Source organism: Actinomadura vinacea, from assembly GCF_039532545.1.
GTDB classification, from domain to species: Bacteria; Actinomycetota; Actinomycetes; order Streptosporangiales; family Streptosporangiaceae; genus Spirillospora; species Spirillospora vinacea.
In genome coordinates this window covers 1-18,635 of the sequence record NZ_BAAARW010000026.1, presented here as the reverse complement: position 1 = coordinate 18,635, position 18,635 = coordinate 1, and the positions used below count along the sequence as shown (strand labels likewise).

The 18,635-nt window shown below is 67.9% G+C and carries 19 protein-coding genes, 1 tRNA gene and 1 pseudogene; 7 read left to right on the top strand and 14 right to left on the bottom strand.

The window, feature by feature from the left end; genetic code table 11:
• Nucleotides 1-118: 118 nt before the first annotated feature.
• Together ABD340_RS33135 and ABD340_RS33130 are read left to right on the top strand one after the other, a co-directional pair.
• Nucleotides 119-2,266, top strand: coding sequence for a (Fe-S)-binding protein (locus ABD340_RS33135; RefSeq protein WP_344594388.1), 2,148 nt, complete (start codon nt 119-121; stop codon nt 2,264-2,266).
• Nucleotides 2,267-2,357: 91 nt separating this feature from the next.
• Nucleotides 2,358-3,128, top strand: a complete 771-nt coding sequence (locus ABD340_RS33130; RefSeq protein WP_344594387.1) for a ZIP family metal transporter — start codon at nt 2,358-2,360, stop codon at nt 3,126-3,128.
• 55 nt (nt 3,129-3,183) lie between these two features.
• On the opposite strand, the gene ABD340_RS33125 is transcribed toward ABD340_RS33130, so the two are convergent.
• The 4 genes and pseudogenes from ABD340_RS33125 to dcd form a co-directional block, all read right to left on the bottom strand.
• A complete protein-coding gene (locus ABD340_RS33125; protein ID WP_344594386.1) occupies nt 3,184-4,074 on the bottom strand; it encodes a glycine betaine ABC transporter substrate-binding protein in 891 nt (296 codons plus the stop codon).
• 45 nt (nt 4,075-4,119) lie between these two features.
• Nucleotides 4,120-4,857: pseudogene (locus ABD340_RS33120) on the bottom strand (ABC transporter permease); the annotation flags it as partial.
• Nucleotides 4,858-4,987: 130 nt separating this feature from the next.
• On the bottom strand, nt 4,988-6,187 hold the full coding sequence (locus ABD340_RS33115) for a quaternary amine ABC transporter ATP-binding protein (protein ID WP_344594382.1): 1,200 nt from the start codon (nt 6,185-6,187) through the stop codon (nt 4,988-4,990).
• Between the two features lie 223 nt (nt 6,188-6,410).
• Nucleotides 6,411-6,986: a dCTP deaminase gene (gene dcd, locus ABD340_RS33110; RefSeq protein ID WP_344594380.1), complete on the bottom strand. Its 576-nt coding sequence runs from the start codon at nt 6,984-6,986 to the stop codon at nt 6,411-6,413.
• Nucleotides 6,987-7,081: 95 nt separating this feature from the next.
• Between dcd and ABD340_RS33105 the strand changes: the two genes are divergently transcribed.
• Nucleotides 7,082-7,155, top strand: a tRNA-Gly gene (locus tag ABD340_RS33105).
• Between the two features lie 89 nt (nt 7,156-7,244).
• Here the strand turns inward: ABD340_RS33105 and ABD340_RS33100 are convergent.
• The 8 genes from ABD340_RS33100 to ABD340_RS33065 form a co-directional block, all read right to left on the bottom strand.
• Nucleotides 7,245-8,591, bottom strand: coding sequence for a tyrosine-type recombinase/integrase (locus ABD340_RS33100; RefSeq protein WP_344594378.1), 1,347 nt, complete (start codon nt 8,589-8,591; stop codon nt 7,245-7,247).
• A complete protein-coding gene (locus tag ABD340_RS33095; protein ID WP_344594376.1) occupies nt 8,591-8,827 on the bottom strand; it encodes an excisionase family DNA-binding protein in 237 nt (78 codons plus the stop codon). Before ABD340_RS33095 ends, ABD340_RS33100 begins: the two co-directional genes overlap by 1 nt.
• A gap of 17 nt (nt 8,828-8,844) precedes the next feature.
• The gene (locus tag ABD340_RS33090; protein ID WP_344594374.1) at nt 8,845-10,239 is read right to left on the bottom strand and encodes a replication initiator; all 1,395 of its coding nucleotides are present in this window, start codon (nt 10,237-10,239) and stop codon (nt 8,845-8,847) included.
• A 99-nt stretch (nt 10,240-10,338) separates the two neighbouring features.
• On the bottom strand, nt 10,339-10,629 hold the full coding sequence (locus ABD340_RS33085; protein ID WP_344594373.1) for a hypothetical protein: 291 nt from the start codon (nt 10,627-10,629) through the stop codon (nt 10,339-10,341).
• An 8-nt stretch (nt 10,630-10,637) separates the two neighbouring features.
• Nucleotides 10,638-11,027 (bottom strand): hypothetical protein, encoded by a 390-nt coding sequence (locus ABD340_RS33080; RefSeq protein ID WP_344594371.1) that lies wholly within the window; start codon nt 11,025-11,027, stop codon nt 10,638-10,640.
• 26 nt (nt 11,028-11,053) lie between these two features.
• Nucleotides 11,054-11,797: a DUF2637 domain-containing protein gene (locus ABD340_RS33075; RefSeq protein WP_344594369.1), complete on the bottom strand. Its 744-nt coding sequence runs from the start codon at nt 11,795-11,797 to the stop codon at nt 11,054-11,056.
• 191 nt (nt 11,798-11,988) lie between these two features.
• The gene (locus ABD340_RS33070; protein WP_344594368.1) at nt 11,989-13,332 is read right to left on the bottom strand and encodes an FtsK/SpoIIIE domain-containing protein; all 1,344 of its coding nucleotides are present in this window, start codon (nt 13,330-13,332) and stop codon (nt 11,989-11,991) included.
• Nucleotide 13,333: 1 nt separating this feature from the next.
• The gene (locus tag ABD340_RS33065) at nt 13,334-13,666 is read right to left on the bottom strand and encodes an SCO3933 family regulatory protein (protein ID WP_344594367.1); all 333 of its coding nucleotides are present in this window, start codon (nt 13,664-13,666) and stop codon (nt 13,334-13,336) included.
• Nucleotides 13,667-13,814: 148 nt separating this feature from the next.
• Between ABD340_RS33065 and ABD340_RS33060 the strand changes: the two genes are divergently transcribed.
• From ABD340_RS33060 to ABD340_RS33050, 3 genes are all read left to right on the top strand, one after another.
• Entirely contained in the window at nt 13,815-14,201 is a 387-nt protein-coding gene (locus tag ABD340_RS33060; RefSeq protein WP_344594365.1) for a winged helix-turn-helix domain-containing protein, read from the top strand.
• A 343-nt stretch (nt 14,202-14,544) separates the two neighbouring features.
• Entirely contained in the window at nt 14,545-15,516 is a 972-nt protein-coding gene (locus ABD340_RS33055; RefSeq protein ID WP_344594364.1) for a P-loop nucleotide/nucleoside kinase family protein, read from the top strand.
• Nucleotides 15,513-16,073, top strand: a complete 561-nt coding sequence (locus tag ABD340_RS33050) for a guanylate kinase (RefSeq protein WP_344594362.1) — start codon at nt 15,513-15,515, stop codon at nt 16,071-16,073. The genes ABD340_RS33055 and ABD340_RS33050 overlap by 4 nt, the downstream gene beginning before the upstream one ends.
• A 3-nt stretch (nt 16,074-16,076) precedes the next feature.
• On the opposite strand, the gene ABD340_RS33045 is transcribed toward ABD340_RS33050, so the two are convergent.
• A complete protein-coding gene (locus ABD340_RS33045; RefSeq protein WP_344594361.1) occupies nt 16,077-16,298 on the bottom strand; it encodes a hypothetical protein in 222 nt (73 codons plus the stop codon).
• Nucleotides 16,299-17,089: 791 nt separating this feature from the next.
• On the opposite strand from ABD340_RS33045, the gene ABD340_RS33040 reads away from it, so the two are divergent.
• The gene (locus ABD340_RS33040; RefSeq protein ID WP_344594359.1) at nt 17,090-18,022 is read left to right on the top strand and encodes an AAA family ATPase; all 933 of its coding nucleotides are present in this window, start codon (nt 17,090-17,092) and stop codon (nt 18,020-18,022) included.
• Nucleotides 18,023-18,039: 17 nt separating this feature from the next.
• On the opposite strand, the gene ABD340_RS33035 is transcribed toward ABD340_RS33040, so the two are convergent.
• Nucleotides 18,040-18,432, bottom strand: coding sequence for a hypothetical protein (locus tag ABD340_RS33035; RefSeq protein ID WP_344594357.1), 393 nt, complete (start codon nt 18,430-18,432; stop codon nt 18,040-18,042).
• Nucleotides 18,433-18,635: the final 203 nt, after the last annotated feature.

The following is an 18,635-nucleotide window of genomic DNA, read 5'->3' as shown; positions in this document are numbered from 1 at the left end:
GGCGTGATCCGGCCGTCCCGTAAGCTACTACCGAGTAGTATTCGGGGCCCGGATGAAGTGCGGTCTGTCGCGAGTCCTACGCTGACAGCCAACGCCCGTACCTCAGGAGGACGGAACAGTGTTCTGGCTCACATTGATCATAGGGGTGGCCGGGACGGCCATCGCCCTGGCGCTCGCCGGGAAGCGTGTGCTGTTCCTCTGGAAGCTGTTCAAGAGCGGCCAGCCCGACCCTGAGCGCGTGCTCCAGGTCAAGCGGGACCCCAAGGCCGACATCGAGGGCCAGGTCGTCGAGGTCATGGGGCAGCGCAAGCTGCTGAAGTGGACCGTCGCCGGCATGGCGCACTTCGCGGTCATGTGGGCCTTCATCCTGCTGATCACCGTCTACCTGGAGGCGGCCGTCGCGCTGCTGTTCGGGCTGGACGCGCACATCCCGTTCCTGCAGACCTGGGGCCCGATCGGGTTCGTTCAGGACACCATCGCGCTCGCCTGCGCGGCCGGCCTGGCGGTGTTCGCCACGATCCGGATCACCAACTCGCCCAAGAAGCTGGACCGCAAGTCCCGGTTCAAGGGCTCGCACACCAGTGGCGCGTGGCTGATCCTGTTCATGATCTTCAACGTGATCTGGACGATGTTCTTCTTCCGGGGCGTCGCGTCCGCCAATGACAACCTGGCCTTCGGGAAGGGCGCCTACTTCTCCCACCTCACCGGCAAGCTGTTCGAGGGCCTGAGCCACGACACGCTCGAAGTGCTGGAGTCCATCGGGCTGCTGGCGCACATCGCGGTGGCGCTGATCTTCCTGGTGATCGTCGTCAACTCCAAGCACCTGCACATCTTCATCGCGCCGCTGAACGTCATGTTCAAGCGCCGCCCCGACGGGCTGGGCGCGGTGCAGCCGATGATGAGCAACGGCAAGCCGCTGGACTTCGAGGAGGCCGACCCCGACGAGGACACCTTCGGCCGCGGCAAGATCGAGGACTTCACCTGGAAGGGCTTCCTCGACATGGCCACCTGCACCGAGTGCGGGCGCTGCCAGTCGCAGTGCCCGGCCTGGAACACCGGCAAGCCGCTCTCGCCCAAGATGGTCGTCCTCGACCTGCGCGACCACGCCTTCGCCAAGGCGCCCTACATGCTCGCCTCCGAGGAGGAGCGCGCCGCCTTCACCGATGAGCAGAAGGCCGCCATGGAGGTGGACAAGGAGCTCGTCGGCGAGGACGGGGTCATCCACCCCGACGTGCTGTGGTCGTGCACCAACTGCGGCGCCTGCGTCGAGCAGTGCCCGGTCGACATCGAGCACATCGACCACATCCTGGACATGCGCCGCTTCCAGGTCATGATCGAATCCTCGTTCCCGTCCGAGGCCGGCGTCATGCTGAAGAACCTGGAGAACAAGGGCAACCCCTGGGGCATGTCGGAGATGAAGCGCCTCGAATGGATCGAGGAGCTGGACTTCGAGGTCCCGGTCGTCGACGACAAGATCGCCGAGGACACCGAGTACCTGTTCTGGGTGGGCTGCGCCGGCGCGCTGGAGGACCGGGCCAAGAAGACCACCAAGGCGGTCGCCGAACTGCTGCACATCGCGGGCGTGAAGTTCGCGGTGCTCGGCCCGATGGAGGCCTGCACCGGCGACCCCGCCCGCCGCCTGGGCATGGAGTTCGTGTTCCAGATGCTCGCCCAGCAGAACGTCGAAACGCTCAACGAGGCGGGCGCCAAGAAGATCGTCGCGACCTGCCCGCACTGCTTCAACACCCTGGCCAACGAGTACCCGCAGATCGGCGGGGACTACGAGGTCGTCCACCACACCCAGCTGCTCGCGCACCTGGTCGAGGACGGGAAGCTCACCCCGGTCACGCCGATCGAGGAGAACATCACCTACCACGACCCGTGCTTCCTGGGCCGCCACAACAAGGTGTACAAGCAGCCCCGCGACATCATGGCCAAGGTCCCCGGCGTCAAGACCCAGGAGATGCACCGGCACAAGGACCGCGGGTTCTGCTGCGGCGCCGGCGGCGCCCGGATGTGGATGGAAGAGCGCATCGGCAAGCGCATCAACACCGAACGCGTGGACGAGGCCCTCACCACCGACCCCGACACCGTCTCCACCGCCTGCCCGTTCTGCCTGGTCATGCTCGGCGACGCCATCAACGAGAAGAAGAACTCCGGCGAGGCCAAGGAGTCCCTCGAGGTCGTGGACGTCTCCCAGCTCCTCATCCGCTCCATCAAGGGCGAAGGCACCCCGAAGGAAACGGCACCGGCGTCCGCCGAGTAGCCCGTAAGGCGAGAAGGCCCCTGGAGCGGCGACACGCTGCTTCAGGGGCCTTTCCCGTGTACGGGGGCGTCCCGGCTGGTAGGACCGTCCCATGGCGGCGGTGGTCCTCGCGGCGGTGGCCTTCCTGATGACCCTGACCGGCGGGCTCGTCGCGATGCGCGTGCGGGACCGCCGGCACCTGGTGCTGGGCCTGGCCGGCGGACTGATCCTGGGCATCGTCGCGTTCGACCTCGTCCCGGAGGCCCTGAAGGAGTCGGGCACCGGCCCGCTGGGCGTGCCCGCCCCCATGATCGGCTTCGCCGTCGGCTTCCTGCTGCTGCACGTCATCGAGCAGGCCGCGGCCATCCACCAGGCGCACGAGGGCGAGTACGCGCCGCACGAGCACCGCCACGCCCGCCACGACGACGCGGAAGGCCACGCGCACCACGGCAAGGGCGGGCTGCTGGCCGCCTGCGCGCTCGTCGGGCACAGCTTCGTGGACGGCCTCAGCATCGGCCTCGGCTTCCAGGCCGGCACAGACGTCGGCGTCGTCGTCGCCCTCGCCGTGATCGCGCACGACTTCGCGGACGGCTTCAACACCTTCACCGCCGCGTCCCTGCACGGCTCCGGCCGCCGTCCCGCGCTGGTGCTGCTCGTCGCCGACGCGCTGGCGCCGATCGCGGGCGCGCTCGCGACACTGCTGATCACCGTCCCGAGGGCGGTCCTCGGGCCGTACCTGGGCTTCTTCGCGGGCGTGCTGCTCTACCTGGCGGCGGCGGAGATCCTCCCGGAGGCGCACAGCCGGCATCCGCGCGTCCTGACGCTCTGCGCGACCCTATGCGGCGTCGTCGCCGTACTCCTCGTCGTCGGCGTCGCCGGATGAAAAGGGCAAGGGCCGCCCGAAAGATCGGACGGCCCGTGCGGGGGAAGCGGCTGCGTCAGCCGGTGATGCCCTTGGCGAAGGCCGGGTTGGCCTGCATCCACTCGTTGACGGCCTGCTCGGGCTTGCCCTTGTACTTGTTCTCCATCAAGTCCTCGAGCGTCCCGAGCTGCTTGTCGTCCATCCGGAACTTCTTCAGCCAGCCCGCGACCTCAGCCTGGTCCTTGGAGAAGTCCTGCCGGCCGACGATGTTGACGCCGTCCGGCTTGCCCATCGCGCCCTTCGGGTCCGCGAGGTCGCGGATCGGGAACTTGGAGTACGCCCAGTGCGGCCGCCACAGCGTGACGACGATGTCCTTCTTGGCGTCGGTGGCCTTCTTCAGCTCGGTGAGCATCGCCGCCGTCGACGACGTCGTCACCTCGTACTCGTCCTTCAGCCCGTACGCGGGCAGCATGTCCTCCTTGGACACCCGGTAGAGGCCGGAGCTCTTCTCGATCCCGACGATCTTGCCGCCGTAGCTGGACCCCTTGCCCTTGAGGTCCGCCAGCGACTTCAGCGGCGAGTAGTTCGGCACCGCGATCGTCAGCGGCGCCTTGTCGTACCAGACGCTGATCTTCTCGAGCTTGTCGCCGTACTGCTTCCAGTAGTCCTCGTGCGTGCCCGGCAGCCAGGCGTCCAGGAACAGGTCGACGTCGCCCTTGGCCATGCCCGTGTAGAGCGGACCGGTGTCCAGCGTCTTGATCTCGACCTGGTAGCCCTTGTCCTTCAGCATCTTCTCCCACAGGGCGGTGGCGGCCTCGCCCTCGGCCCAGCCCGTCACCATCCCGATGGTGATCTTCTTGTCGCCGGCTCCGCCGGAGCCGGAGTCGCCACCGCCGCAGCCCGCGGCGGACAACCCCAGTGACAGCACGACGGCCGCGACGGCCACGCCCTTGAACTTGAAGCGCATGCTCGGAACGTTCCTTTCGATCGAACGGATTGGGAGGGTCGAGACTCAGGTCATCTGCGCCATCGCGCGGGCCACCGCCGTACGGTCCCCCAGCGCCCCGGTGATCCGGTCCAGGAAGATGGCCAGCACCACCACGGCCAGGCCGCCCTCGAAGCCCTGGGAGACGTTCACCCGGTCGATGCCTTCCAGCACCTCGTTGCCCAGGCCGCCCGCACCGACCATCCCGGCGATGACGACCATCGACAGCGACAGCATGATCAGCTGGTTGACCCCGGCCATGATCGACGGCATTGCGAGCGGGATCTGGATCCGGGTCAGGATCCGCCCCGGCGGCGTGCCGAACGCCTCACCGGCCTCCACCATCTCCGCGTCCACACCGCGGATGCCCAGCTCGGTCAGCCGCACCCCGGGCGGCAGCGCGAAGATCACGGTGGCGACCACGCCGGGCACCACCCCGATGCTGAAGAAGAAGATCGCCGGGATCAGGTAGACGAACGCCGGCATCGTCTGCATCAGGTCCAGAACGGGCCGCACCACCCCGCTCACCGCGTCGCTGCGGGCCGCCGCTATCCCCAGCGGGATCGCGATCAGCACCGACACCAGCGCCGACACCAGCACCAGCGCCAGCGAGTCCATCGCCGGCTCCCACAGCTCCATGCTCTCGATCAGCCCGAAGCCCAGCACCGTGAACAGGCCCAGCTTCCAGCCGCTCAGGAACAGCGCCAGCAGCGCGAACACGCCCGTCAGCACCAGCGCCGGCGGAGCCACGAGCACCGTCGTCAGACCGTCCACCGCGCCCTCGACCGCCGCGCCGATCGCGTCGAACAGCCACGCCACGTTGTCGGTCAGCCATGTGACCAGGCCCTCGAACCAGTCGCCCACCGGCACCCGGGGCAGCTCGGCCGCCAATACCTCAATGCTTCTCAACGACGCCGCCCTCCTCGATGATCACCTCGGCCACATGGGTGTTGATCGTGCCCAGCGCCGCCAGCAGCGTCACCCTCGGGATCACCCCGAGCAGGATCCCGTCGGCGTCCGCGACCGGCACCGGCAGGTCGCTCTCCGCACACCGGGCGAACAGATCGGCCACGGGGGTGTCCGGAGCCACCGGCTCCAGATCCTCGGGATCGATCAGCTCGTCCAGGGTCTGCACGCCGTCCTGCACCGCGTCGGCGACCGTCGTCCCGGTCACCTTCCCGACCAGCTTGCGGTCCCGCCCCACCACGAACGCCGCCGACGTCTGGTGCTCGCGCATCGTCCGCAGCGCGGTCCGCGGCCCCGTGTTCGCCGGCACCGTCACCAGCGGCTTCTCCATCACCGACGAGGCCGTCAGCACCCGCGTCCGGTCCACGTCCGCGACGAACTGCGCCACGTAGTCGTTCGCCGGATCGGTGAGGATCTCCTCGGCCGTCCCGATCTGGACGATCCGGCCCTCCCGCATCACCGCGATCCGGTCGCCGATCCGCATCGCCTCGTTCAGATCGTGCGTGATGAACACGATCGTCTTGTTCAACCGGGCCTGAAGATCGAGCAGCAGGTCCTGCATCTCACGGCGGATCAGCGGGTCCAGGGCGCTGAACGCCTCGTCCATCAGGATGATGTCGGTCCCGGCGGCCAGCGCGCGGGCCAACCCGACCCGCTGCCGCATCCCGCCCGACAACTGCCCGGGAAGCTTGTCCTCCCAGCCGTCAAGACCGACCAACTTGAGGAACTCCCGGGCCGTTTTGGCACGTTCCTCCTTCGGGACGCCGCGGACTTCCAACCCGTACGCGGCGTTCTCCTGCACCGACCGGTGCGGGAACAACGCGAAGTGCTGGAAGACCATGCTGACCTTGTTCTGGCGCAGCGTCCGGAGCGGCTTGCCGGCCATCCGGGCGATGTCCTGGCCCTCGATCTCGATCGTCCCCGAGGTCGGCTCCAGCAGCCCGTTCAGCATCCTGATCAATGTCGACTTGCCGGACCCCGACAGCCCCATGACAACGAAGATCTCGCCCTGCTCGACGGCGAACGTGGCGTCCACCACGGCCGCCGTGACGCCAAGGCCGCGGATCTCCTCGAGGGCCGCGCCGGCGCCGAGTTTTCGCTGTGCCTCGGCGGCCTTACGGCCGAACAATTTGGTAACGCTTTCTGCGCGGAGTATGGACACGATCTCCTTCCGGGCTTCCGCGCTTGCGCGGAAACGGCTCGTTCAGCGCGTATGGCCGCGCCCGGAATCGAGATGTGCTTCACACAAAGCAGCAGTCAACCGGACGTAGACACCATGCGTCGAACGAAACTACCCGTACCGGGAGGATGTTTCATCTTTTGGTGATCTGCGTCACACCGCGCCCACCTGCTCAGACGCTCGTCCGGTGGAAGTTCAGGTACGACCGTGACGGCGTGGGGCCCCGCTGATCCTGGTACCGCGACCCGTACCGCTCCGACCCGTACGGGTACTCGGCGGGGCTGCTCGTCCGGAACAGGCACATCTGCCCGATCTTCATCCCCGGCCACAGCTTGATCGGCAGCGTCGCCACGTTCGACAGCTCCAGCGTCACATGCCCGCTGAACCCGGGATCGATCCAGCCAGCCGTCGAGTGCGTCAACAGCCCGAGCCGCCCCAGCGAACTCTTCCCCTCCAACCGCGCCGCGAGATCATCGGGCAGCGCGAACACCTCGTACGTCGAGGCCAGCACGAACTCCCCGGGGTGCAGCACGAACGCCTCGTCCCCGCCGACCTCCACCATCCGGGTCAGATCGCTCTGCTCGACCGCCGGATCGATGTGCGGATACTTGTGGTTCTCGAACACCCTGAAGAACCGGTCCAACCGGACATCCACGCTCGACGGCTGGACCATGCCCGGGTCATACGGGTCGATCTTCACCCGCCCGGAGTCGAGTTCGGCCCTGATGTCACGATCGGAGAGCAGCACGTTAAAAACGCTACCGGCTCCGCGGACCCACCGCAGACCAACCCGCCACCCCCCACGATCCGGTACGATGACCGAGTCGCGATGCTCCGCAGCACGCGGGTGTAGTTCAATGGTAGAACTTCAGCTTCCCAAGCTGACAGCGCGGGTTCGATTCCCGTCACCCGCTCCACAACGAAGGCCCAGGTAGGGAGCACCTCCCCACCCGGGCCTTGATCGTTTCCGGAGCCCTACACGCACCCTCGTGCCATTAGCGTGCCATTAGGCCACCGGCACCAGGGCGCCCGCGGAACCGTCGTCATCCTCGTCCCCGCCCTCGTTCTGTTCGGCCTGGACGAGCGCATCAAGCCCGTCAGCGATGGCCCGGTCCCCCTTGGCCGACCGGTGCTGGTACCGCAGCGCGGCCCGCTCATTGTCGTGCCCCATGCGAGCCATCAGGTTCCGCAGCGAGACGCCCATGTCCGCGGCGAGGGTGTTGCCCGTGTGGCGAAGGTCGTGAAAGTGCAGGTTCGGCACCCCCAACGCATTCGCAACGTAGCTCCACCGGGTGAGCTTGTTGAAGCCGCTCCGCCGCAGCGGTCCGCCCTTGATCCCAGCGAAGACCAGGGCATCGGCGTCCGGCCGGACGTACTTGTTCATGTGGGCGACCAGGTGGGGAACGATCGCGGCCGGGATGGAGACGGTACGCATCCCCGCCTTTGACTTGGTGGGACCGAGGATCATCTCCCCGTTGGCCCGCTCGACATAGGCGCCCCGAACCCGCACGGTCTGATTCGTGAGGTCGAGATCGCACTGCCGGAGGGCTGTGATCTCGCCCCACCGGAGGCTCGCGAACGCGGCGAGCAGGATGAACGCCCGAAGCCGATCGTCCTGGATCACGTCTGCGTGCCCGTCTTCCGCCATCTTCCAGAGCACATGCTCAGCTTCAGGACGGGTCGCGAAGGTCTGCGGGAACCGCCGCATGGTCCCGCCCTTGACCTGGTAGCGCAGCCGGAACTCTCCCGAGTCCAACTTGCGGATGTTGCCGACCGGCCGCACACCGACCCGTTCGGCCAGCTCGAAGACCTGGGCCACGGTCAGGGTAGGCCGTTCGGGAGCGTCCTCAGTGCCGGCCCCGCGCACTCGGCACGGGTTCCGGGTGAGGATCTTGTCTTCATCCACGGCCGTCATGAGCACGGCCCGAAGCAGCCGGTACGCCTTGGCACGCGAGGTCGCCGAGACCCCGGCATCGGCCAGCGCCGACAGCCAATCCCGGATCATCGGCGTACTGAGCTGCCCGAGGGCGACCGCGCCCAGGTGCGGAGCGATGTGCTTACGCAACAACCAGGCATACAGCTCCCGCGTGCGGGGCCGTAGCTTCTGACGCTGCTCAATCCACTTGGCGGCATAGTCGCCGAGCTTGACCTTGCTCCTCTCCGGATCTGTCCACTCGCCGCTGATCATCTGGCCTTCGATCAGCGTCAGGGCACGTTCAGCGTCGCGTTTGGTGGCGAACGTCTTCGGGGCGCTACGGATGCGCCCGTCCGGTCCCGGGTAGCGCGTCTGAAACCGTCCCGAGGGCAGCTTGCGGACGTTGCCGAAACGGCGGTGCCCGTCCTTGTTCGCCATTAGGCAGCCTTCCAGATGTCGGAAATGGTCATGGGTTCGACGAGGCCGCCCGCGATGAACTCGCGGAGGGCCGATTCGGGGATGCGGACGTGTCCGCGTTTGCCCGGCTCGCCGAGGCGGACGAAGCGAATCCGCCGCTCTGCGATGAGCCGTCGCGGGAACCGTTCGGAGGTCGACAGCACTTCGGCCGCCTCAGCGACGGTCAGCAGTCGTTCGCCCAGGTCGATCGGGGACATCTCGGCCTTCCTTTTGCTCATGCGGCTTTCCTGTCGGTCGTGGCGGGAGGTGGGAGGGGTCTTCCGGTGAGTGCTGCGGTGACGAGTGCTTCGCCGCGTGTGAGTCCCTGGCTGTGGAAGCGCCATTCGCCGATGGCGATGACCAGGTCAGGGTCTTGGTCGTCCGGCGGTTGCCAGCCGGGATGCTGCTCGCGGACGAAGTCGATGCGCGCCTGGCGAAGCGCTCCGAGGGTGGTGGAGTACCGGCGGGACTTGGTGGAGAAGTGGCCGCGGAAACCGAGCATGTGAGCCCACTGGACGAGCCGGAGATCAGCGAACTCCTCCAGTGCCCCCAGGCGGAGGCACTCGCCCATCAGTCGCCGGGCGTGAGGCGTGATCGCCAGCTCGTCAAGGTCGTCGGTCGGGCGTAGGCGCCGGTCGAGGGTGCCGACGCATTCGGCCGCTTTGGTGGCGTATTTGGCGATGTAGCCCGCTACGGCTTGTTGCGTGAGCGTGCCCGATGAGGTGATGGCCCGGATGTCCACCTGAGTGCCCCAGGCCAGCGACCGCGGCGGGACTCCAGGAGCGGCCGGAGTGGTGACCGTTACGGCCGTCGCAGCGTGCCGGACGGCGTCCTCCAGGAGCCGGACGTTGGCCCAGCCGGGCGGGGGCGTGGTCGGGCCGTCGGGTCCGTCGAAGCGGATGACGGCGTGGAAGTGCACGACGCCGCGCCGCTGGTATTCGGCGACCTTGGCGAAGGAGACCGCCAACGTGTCGCGGAAATCTTTCTGTGTGAGTCCGGCGGACTTGGCCAGGTAGCGGCGCAGCGCGAGGGTGAAGCGCCGCCAAAGTTCCGGAGCGAGGGCGTTGAACAGGACCGACCCTGTGTGGTCGTAGCAGTCGGGGCAGAGCGGTTCGCCGAGCCTAAGGTCCCCCTCGTCATGCCGGATGCCGCAGGAGGCGACCACGCCATGCGGGCAAGGCTTGGCGTTCCTGCGAGGGTGGCAGCGCTCCACCCGTCCGCCGGCCTTTTCCCTCCGGGCATGGACCGGGCCGAACGAGGGCGCGGTCAGGGTGACGAACGCGGCCGGGTGCCCGGACACGGTGTCGGGTACGCCCTTGCCGCCCGCCAGGCCCGCCCGGATGAGCTGGTAGGTGTCGGCGCGGTAGATCTCGGCGCAGGCGGGGCAGCGAGAGGCCCGCCGGGTCTTGCACGCGACCGGAAGCGCCCCGTCCGGCTCCCTATCGGTGGTGTAGCGGTGCAGCAGTTCGCCGGTACCGGTGTGGACGTGGTTCACGGTGCCGGTCAGGAAGACCGGTTGTGAGCAGCCGCCGGTAGCGCGGGCACGGGCCGCCCACTGGTCGAAGTCGGGGCGGTCGAGGATTTTGGCCATCAGCCGGGCGTCGGCCGGTGTGATGACAGGGTGAGGCACGATGGAGGGGTCTCCTAACCGTTCGGTCGGATGAGGGGATGGCCCCCGACGTGGCAGCGGGACTTGGCGGTTGTGCGGCCACGCCGGGGGCGCTCTAGCTCAGGGGCAGTGCCCGAGGCCCGCGCAGTGGGGGCAGGTGTCGCTGTGGGCGTCCAGGCCGGTGCCGCCGCAGTTGCAGCACTGCCACCACTCGACCGGCGGGACCAGAGGCCGCGGGAAGGCGATCGCCGATCCCGTCGCCGGGTCTTGGGCGGTGACCTCGTTCGACCCGCAGGCCGGGCACGAGGGACCGCCGCTCAGGGTGAGCAGCGTCACCCAGTTCAGGGCGCCGGTGGTGATGTCACAGGTCCGGCACCGCAGTCGCCATGCCGTGGACTCTTCGGAGGTCATCGAGGTCATCAGGCCGCCTCGCCGTCGAAGTCGGCCCGGATGTTGTCCGCGTAGCTGTGTTCGGCGTAGTGCTGGGCCATGCGGCGGGCCGGGATGTGAGCGGCCGAATAGGTGACCGGGCCGAAGTGCCGTCGCGCGGTGTAGTGGCCGCCGTCGGAGGTCTCGTCCCAGACCGGGACGCCGAGCAGTTCGGCGATGCGGTCGATCTCGGCTCGCTGGCGGAGGTCGGTGGTTCCGTTGACGCTCACGCCGGAGGGGACGCGTAGTTCCCAGTCGAATTGCGGGACGGGTACGCCCGGGTTGGTCTCCAGGAAGGCGGCCAGGTCGATCAGGCCGTCAATGATGCGGTCCCGGTGGGCGGTCTCGTCAGCGTCGGGCACGAAGGTGTGGTCGGTCATGGCGATCTCCTGTGGGTTGGTGGGGTTCAGGCGGGGGTGTCGGTGCGGAGTTGGCGGAGGAGGTCGGAGGCGAGTTGGTTGGACACGCCCAGCCGGCCCCGGAGGGCGTCACGGGTGATGGGGCGCCCGTGCTTGGCTGAGTGCTCGTCCGCGACGCGGCGCGCGAAGTCGAGCAGGGGAGCGGCCGGACGAGGCGCCGACTCGGCCGCGGGAACGGGGATCTCGGTTTGCCCGTCCGGGACCGCCGGGAGTTCCGGGCCCGTCCCGTCCTCCACCACCGGGGGCGCGGTCGAGGACGGGTCGGCGGGACGGCCGAAGGACGGCGGCGGGACGGCGACCGGTTGCGTGGACAGGACGGCCGACGGCGCAGGACGGGACGCGGGACGGGGAGCGGACGCGCGGCGTTCCAGCATGGAGACGGCGACCAGGAAGGCGCCGGCCGGTGTCGCGGCCGACAGCCAGCCCCAGACCGACGGTTCGGCTTGGGCGAGGTTGGCGGCCAGGCTGAGCAGGATGCCGCCGACCAGGACGAGGGTGGGCCACGACAGCCGTCCCGTCCGCCGTTCGGTGCGCTTGTCGCGCTGCCGCTCACGGGCCGCCATCACGCACGTCAGGTCGATGCACACGGCGATGGCCCAGGCCATCCACCCGCCTTGACCGTGCTCGGCGGCGGTATCGCGGATGTGGGTGAACGAACCGGCCGCCGCGATGCCGGCCAGGACCAGCACCGGCCCCGAGTCGGCCACCGCAGCCACGATGCGCCGACTCATCGCGCGGTCCCCAGGAGCAGGACGGACGGGGACGGCGACCAGGACGAGCGGGGACGACCGGGGACGGGACGGGGACGGAAGGGGACCGCTTGCATGGACATCGGGCACCTCCAGGACGGGGTTTCGGGCATGGGGCGGGTAGGGACGTGGCGCGATCAGGGCTCACGCCGAGCCGGAAGAGGGGAGGGGGGTTAGGCGGCGTCGATGGCTGGCGGACGGCCGATCAGGTCATCCCAGGACGGGGTCAGGGCCGCGAAGTCACGGGCTGCTTGTTCGGCTTGTTCCTCGCTGACGTGGACGGCGCGGGCGCGGTGCCAGGTGCCGTCTTGTCCGGAGACCACCGCGACACCGGGAGTCTCGGCAGCGATCGCCCGGGCCACATCCACCGCCGCCGGGTCCAGGTCGCCCAGCGCCATGTTCGCGGTCTCCGGGTCGTTGACCCTGTGGCAGACCCGACCCGACAACTGGGCCCGCAGAGCGGTCACACCGGGCCCGAGATCAGAGCCGACGCGCTGACCGCAGATGATCAGGAACACCCCGAACGCCCGACCGAGCTGAGCCACCCGCAGCAGCGCCGTCCCTGTCTTGGCCACCTCGTCCTTCTCGGACTTGTCGGCCATCAGGAACAGCTCAGCCACCTCGTCCACCAGCGCCACCATCGGGACCGGCCGAGCCGAGGCGGGAAGCTTCCAGATGTTGCGGGCACCGTGCGCGCGGCACAGCGCCATCCGGGCTTCCACCTCGCCGACGAGTTCAGCGAGCAGGTCCACCGATTCCTTGCGTGTGGTGGCCAGCGCCGACAGCCGAGGAGCGTACGGCGTGAACTCCACACCGCCCTTGAGATCGAACCCGATCAACGCCACCGGCTGAGGAGACAGCGCCTTGATGATGGCGTTGGCCAGGTTCGACTTCCCCGACTGCGTCGCACCCACGATCATCCAGTGAGGCACCGTCCGGAAGTCCATCACCCACGGCTCACCGTTCTCCAACACACCCGGACGCACGACCAGCAGACCAGCCGAACCGCCGGTCACCGTGACGAGCTTGAGCGGGTCACGCCGCGTGGCTAGCAGCGTGATCCGGCCCGGCTTGCGCTCCAAGACCCGCACGCCATGCACCCGCCACGCGTGCGCGAACCGCTCAGCGACCTTGGCGTAGTCCTCCGGGATCTGACCATCGAGGAGCTTCACCCGCAGCCGCCACCCGTACGGGGTGGGAAGCATCAGGCCCAGCCGCGGAGCCTGCTCGACATCGACCCGCCGCACCCGCCGTTTCTGCTCGACCACCGTCGCCGCCGACCGGGCCGCCGGCCCCACGACCGGAATCGCGTCCAGGGTCACCCGCCAAGCCCGCTTGGACCGCGTGAGCTTGCAGCCCGACGCAACCGAACGCCAGGTCAGGTACACCCGCACGACCCGGACAGGGAACGCCACCCCGTACCAGAACGAGGACGGGTGCCAGCGGGCCCAGGCCCAGAGCCCGGCCGCCGCAGCGGCCGAGACCCCGAGCACCGGGAACACAGTGGAGGCGTCCATGTCAGGCAGCCGCCGCAGTCTCGCCGCCGACCGGGACCACCCGCTCAGCACGGAAGGACACCCCCGACCGCCGCTCACCGTTGATCGTCTGCTCCCAGAAGAACCCGACCAGACCGACCGGCGTCACCACCTGACCGAGCGAAACCCCAGGGTCACCGGCCACCGCGACCGTCAGCAGGTCGACACGGCCGCTTTCGTTCGCACAGGACAGACCGACCTGATAGACGGCCTCGCCGTTCTTGTCGACCTTGACCTCACCCGTCTCCTGGCTCACCAGCTTCGGACGCGGCGGGGAGACGCACACGAACGCCAGGTTCGCGAGGTCGATGGGCATGTTCCGCATGTGGATCCTCCTACGGTCCATCTCGACTACTTAGACAACATAGTCGACTTAGATGTCTAAGTTGTCAAGGATGCCTTGGCTTTCTTGGTCGGTCGGACTGTGCTGAACTGGAGTCCACAGCCGTGAGGGAAGGCAGACGATGGTCAAGCGGACGGGGCGACCCGGGTACCTCCAGATCGCCGATGACCTGCGAGCACAGGTCGCCGAGGGTCGGCTCAACCCTGGGGATGCCTTGCCGTCGACCGCGCAGCTTCGCGAGCAGTACGACGTGTCCGCCGGTGTCGTGAAGGCCGCCATCAGTGTGTTGCGCACCGAGGGCTTGGTCGTCGGCCAGCAGGGCAAGGGCGTGTTCATCCAGGACCGCAGCTCAGCCGAGCCGCGGCAGACCCCGCCCGTCGAAGACGGCGCGCTCATGGAGCAGCTGGCGGAAGTTCTCGGCGCTGTCCGCGACCTGGGCGAACGTGTCGCCCGGCTTGAGGAGAGCGTGTTCGCAGAGCCGTCGAAAGCTGGTCGACCCGGCAAGTGACCTCGTCCAGTTCCGCGAGGATCTGTGACAGCAGTTCCGTAGGGGTTTGCCGCTGCTCGCCATCCGCCGCCACTCAGAACCGCCCCCTGTCATGCTGCGTGCTCTGCTTTATTGGCACACTGAGATTTCAGCGCAGGAGGCGGAAGGAACCCATCACTTACCGATCATCAGAAGCCTTCACAACGGTTTATACGTCCGCTTTCACATCCCCCATGTAGGCCGCGCAGCTCCCAGGGCACGGCATTATCTACAGTGAACGGAAAGGCCGAAACGCATGACCGCAACCAAGCAGCGTCCCGGTTGGCAGCCCGGCAGGCTTCGGGAGCGACGGGAGGCGCACGGCTTGAGCTTGGAAGCCGCCGGCGACCAGTTGCGCCAGGTAGCCGACCGTGCGGAACTTCGCGTTGCGGCCAACTTCCAAACTCTCTGGGGACACGAGAGCGGCACCGTCTACCCAGGGCCGCACTACCGGCGCGCGTACTGTCTGATGTACCAGTCCACAGAGCCCGACCTGGGGTTTCGTCTACCCCTGCCAGGTGAGGAGGTGGCTCTGGAGGCGGCGTTGCCGCTGCCCACTCCCGGCACCAGCCCAGTAGTGACCGAGGAGGCGGCCACCACCATTTCGCGCGGGTTGGACAAGGTCACCGACGGTACCCAGGACCGGGACGCCACCGCCGGTACCGTCCTCAAGAGCCGCTTGGTCAACGCGTGGCGAGGCCGAGCACTCGCGGACGGGACCAACAAGCCCGTCCTAGTCCTGGTCGGCGGCTACGCCGGATCAGGCAAGACCGAGTTCGCCCGCTTTCTCGGCGACGTATCGGGATGGGCGTTCCTGGACAAGGACTCTCTGACCAGACGACTTGTCGAACGGCTCCTGACCTCCATGGGAGGCGAAGCCCACGACCGGCACAGCGACCTCTATCTCAAAGAGGTCAGGCCCCTTGAGTACAAGTGCCTGATGGACACCGCGAATGACAATATCGACTGCGGCATTTCCACCATCCTCGCGGCGCCGTTCATCTCAGAACTGAACGACGAAGCTTGGATGAACCGCCTCACCAACCGTTGCAGGGCCAAGGGCGTAGAGGTCGCCGCGATCTGGGTCCGCTGTGACATCGACTCCATGCGGGAGTACATCGAGTTCCGCGACGCCCCACGGGACGAATGGAAGCTCACCCATTGGGATGAGTACGTCCAGGGCCTCAAGACCGACAGCAGCCCGCCGGGTGTTCACCTCACCATCGACAACCGCCTAGGCGCAGCCATCAGCATCGCCGACCAGACAAGGGACGCCCTCCGTAAGATCCTGGGGTGACCAAGCGAGGCGTGATCCTGTACGGCCCGCCGACCAGCGGCAAGGACACCATCACCGCCGAACTGACCAACCAGAACGACCGGTTCGCGCTGTTGGCCAAGCTGAAGGCCGGAACGGGCCGTACAACGGGCTATCGACGGGTCTCAGCCGCCGACCTTGCAGCGCTTCGCCAGACCGGACGACTGGTAGTGGAGACCGAGCGCTACGGCAACCGCTACGCCGTGGACCGCCACGACATCAACGCACTCACCAATGCGGGTGGTGTTCCGGTCGTCCACATCGGCAACCTCGCCGACCTCACCGAGCTACGCGCCGCCGTCCCGCTGGACTGGACGAGCGTGCGTCTCGCGATTCCGCGCGAGGTCTGCGCCGAACGCTCCCGGCAGCGAGGCGACGTCGACACACCCGCACGGTTGCGCGCATGGGACGAAACCGACGCAGACCTACGGCAAGGCGAGGCCCGGGGACTCGCCTTGCCGTTCAACCTGGTCATACACACCGACCAAGCCGAGCCCGCCGAATCGGCCCGCCGGATCATCGAAGCCGTCAACCCCTGACCATCACCGCGACGGCCACGGCCACAACCGCGGTTGCCGGATCGCCGTAGCGAGTTCCTGGGGCGTGATGGCCTCTACCAGCCGTGGGGAGTCCGCCACCTGGACCAGCGCCCAGAACATCCGGGTGTGCAACCCGTACCAGAGCGGTATCCCCGGAAACTGCTCGCGGAGCCCCTCCACGGCGACCGCCGCCGGCGGTCCGTCCGAGCGCGGATCGGCGGTCACGATGCACCCCGCCGACCACGCGGGGTGATACCCCACATGGCCATGAGCATCGTGATCGAATCGGCCGCCCGCCAGGGTTGGGTGCACTGCCCGAGCCATGCGCCCGTGCTCGACCGGAACCACCACAGCTTTGGCTCTCGGACGACCGAGATGCTGTCGCCCACGAGCGGAGCACTCTTCGGAAACACGTGCAGCACCGGGGGATTCTGGCCGTAACGCCGTTCCGTAGCCCAGCCCTGGCGCCGCAGTTCCCGCGCGAGCCGATCCAGCCGACGGCACGCCCAACGCCGCTTCCACTGATCGGCGAAGGACAGCGCAGCCGATGCATCCGGGGAGATATTCACCGACCGCGCCGCTGCCCCATCCGGTGATGGGACCGATGGCCTCTCGCCGTCCATCACCGGGCCCGAGCGCGCTGCTCGGCCTGGTCCCGTTCCTCTTCCAGCGCCCTACGCAGCGCCTCAGGGTCGGTACGGATCACCGTCGGCTCGACGCCCGCCGCCGGATCGTGCAGGGTCGCGACCCAGTCGCCGAGACGACCGTCACCGCGAACCGACCGCCAGATGCGATGGCCAGGGAAATCTACGCGGAGTCGAGCAAGCGCCGAATCATCGGCATTTGGGAATCTTTCCGTCATCAGGGACCTCCTGTTCGTGCTCGATTCCGGCCATTAACGGCCAGACCCGTTCGCAGGAATGGGGCCGATCTAACTTCCCGTACGGACTCGTTCGACAAAGGCGCCTGACAGGGGGCCAGTAGGGGGCCAGACTGAAACACGGAGGTTGCCGCAGATGACGACCGATCGACGCAGAGAATTCGGCCGCTACCTCGCACGCCTACGGGGCAGCAGGAGCCAGCGCGCTCAGGCCGCCCTTCTGTGCGAGCTGGCGGCGACCTCCACGCTCACCCGCAACGAGGTCTCCCGCTACGAACGCGGCGAGCGCATCCCCGACGACTGGCTGCCCTACATCGCCCAGGCGCACAACGTGCCGCTTGCGGTCCTGGAACGCATGGCCGCCTACGCCCGCGGCGACGAGCCCGGCCCCAGCGGGCACCCGTTCGATCTCTCGGCGTTCTTCCCCCACGCCGACGCGCTCAAGTCGCGCATAGCCAACGCATGGCACGGACGCGCAGTCGCCAACGCAGGCGGCGGCCCCGCGCTCGTCCTGGTCGGCGGCTACGCCGGATCAGGCAAGACCGAGTTCGCCCGATTCCTCTCCGGCCTCACCGGGTGGGCGTTCCTGGACAAGGACGCCCTCACCCGCCGCATGACCGAACGGCTCCTGGCCTCCCTGGCCGCCGACCCCCACGACCGCCACACCGACCTCTACAAGGCCGAGGTCCGCCCGCACGAGTACCGGGTGTTGATGAACAGCGCGTACGCCAATATCGACACCGGCGTTTCGATCATCCTCGCGGCCCCGTTCATCACCGAGCTGAACACCGCCGGCTGGCTGCCCCGCCTCACCCACCGGTGCCAGGCCCGAGGCGTCGAGGTGGCCGCCGTCTGGGTGCACAGCGATCTGGACACGATGCACGAGTACATCGAGGTCCGCGACGCCCCACGCGATCATTGGAAGCTCGCCCACTGGGACGAGTACGCCAGCACCCTCAACACCGACGAGGCCCCGCCAGGCGTACACCACACCATCGACAACCGCTTGGGCGCAGCCACCAGCCTCGCCGACCAAACCCGCGAAACCCTCCGCAAACTCATGTCCTGACCAGGCCCCTGCCCTGGTCACGGGGATGAAGGGGCCGTCCCAGGTGTCCCCCCAGGGAGCCGCTGTATCCGTTCGAGGATGTCCCGCAGCACGGCCAAGAGAGTTTCCTCAGCCGCATGCGCCCGCGGAGACAGCTGCTCATGACCAGCGCGACGCTCCTCTGCGGTCGGCAGGGCGTTGGCCTTCTTCCGTGCCTCAGGTATGCCGAGAGCCTCGTATCGCGCCCAGGCAGCCTCTGCTTCATCGAGACACTCGCCGAACTCGACAGTGACCGCCAGGTACTCATCAAGCGAGAGCCGGGCCTTGCCAACTTCCAGCATCCATCGGTTCATTCGGGCATCAGCGGCGATCAACAGACCTACCGCCTCCCGCACACCATGCCCGAGCCACATGTTCTCCAGGACACCCATGGCAACATTCACGATCGGGTCTCGTCTCTCGGACAATGCCACCCCCAGCCCAACTGGCCAACGCACCAGGAGCCTAACCAGGCCACCGCCAGCCGAGCTGTCACGCAGGTCATGAGACCCGGCACCAGGGCAAACAGCCTGTGCAACCTCGGTTGGTGCTTGACGTTTGGTGCTCGGGTGATGCTTGACACCGATCCTAGGTT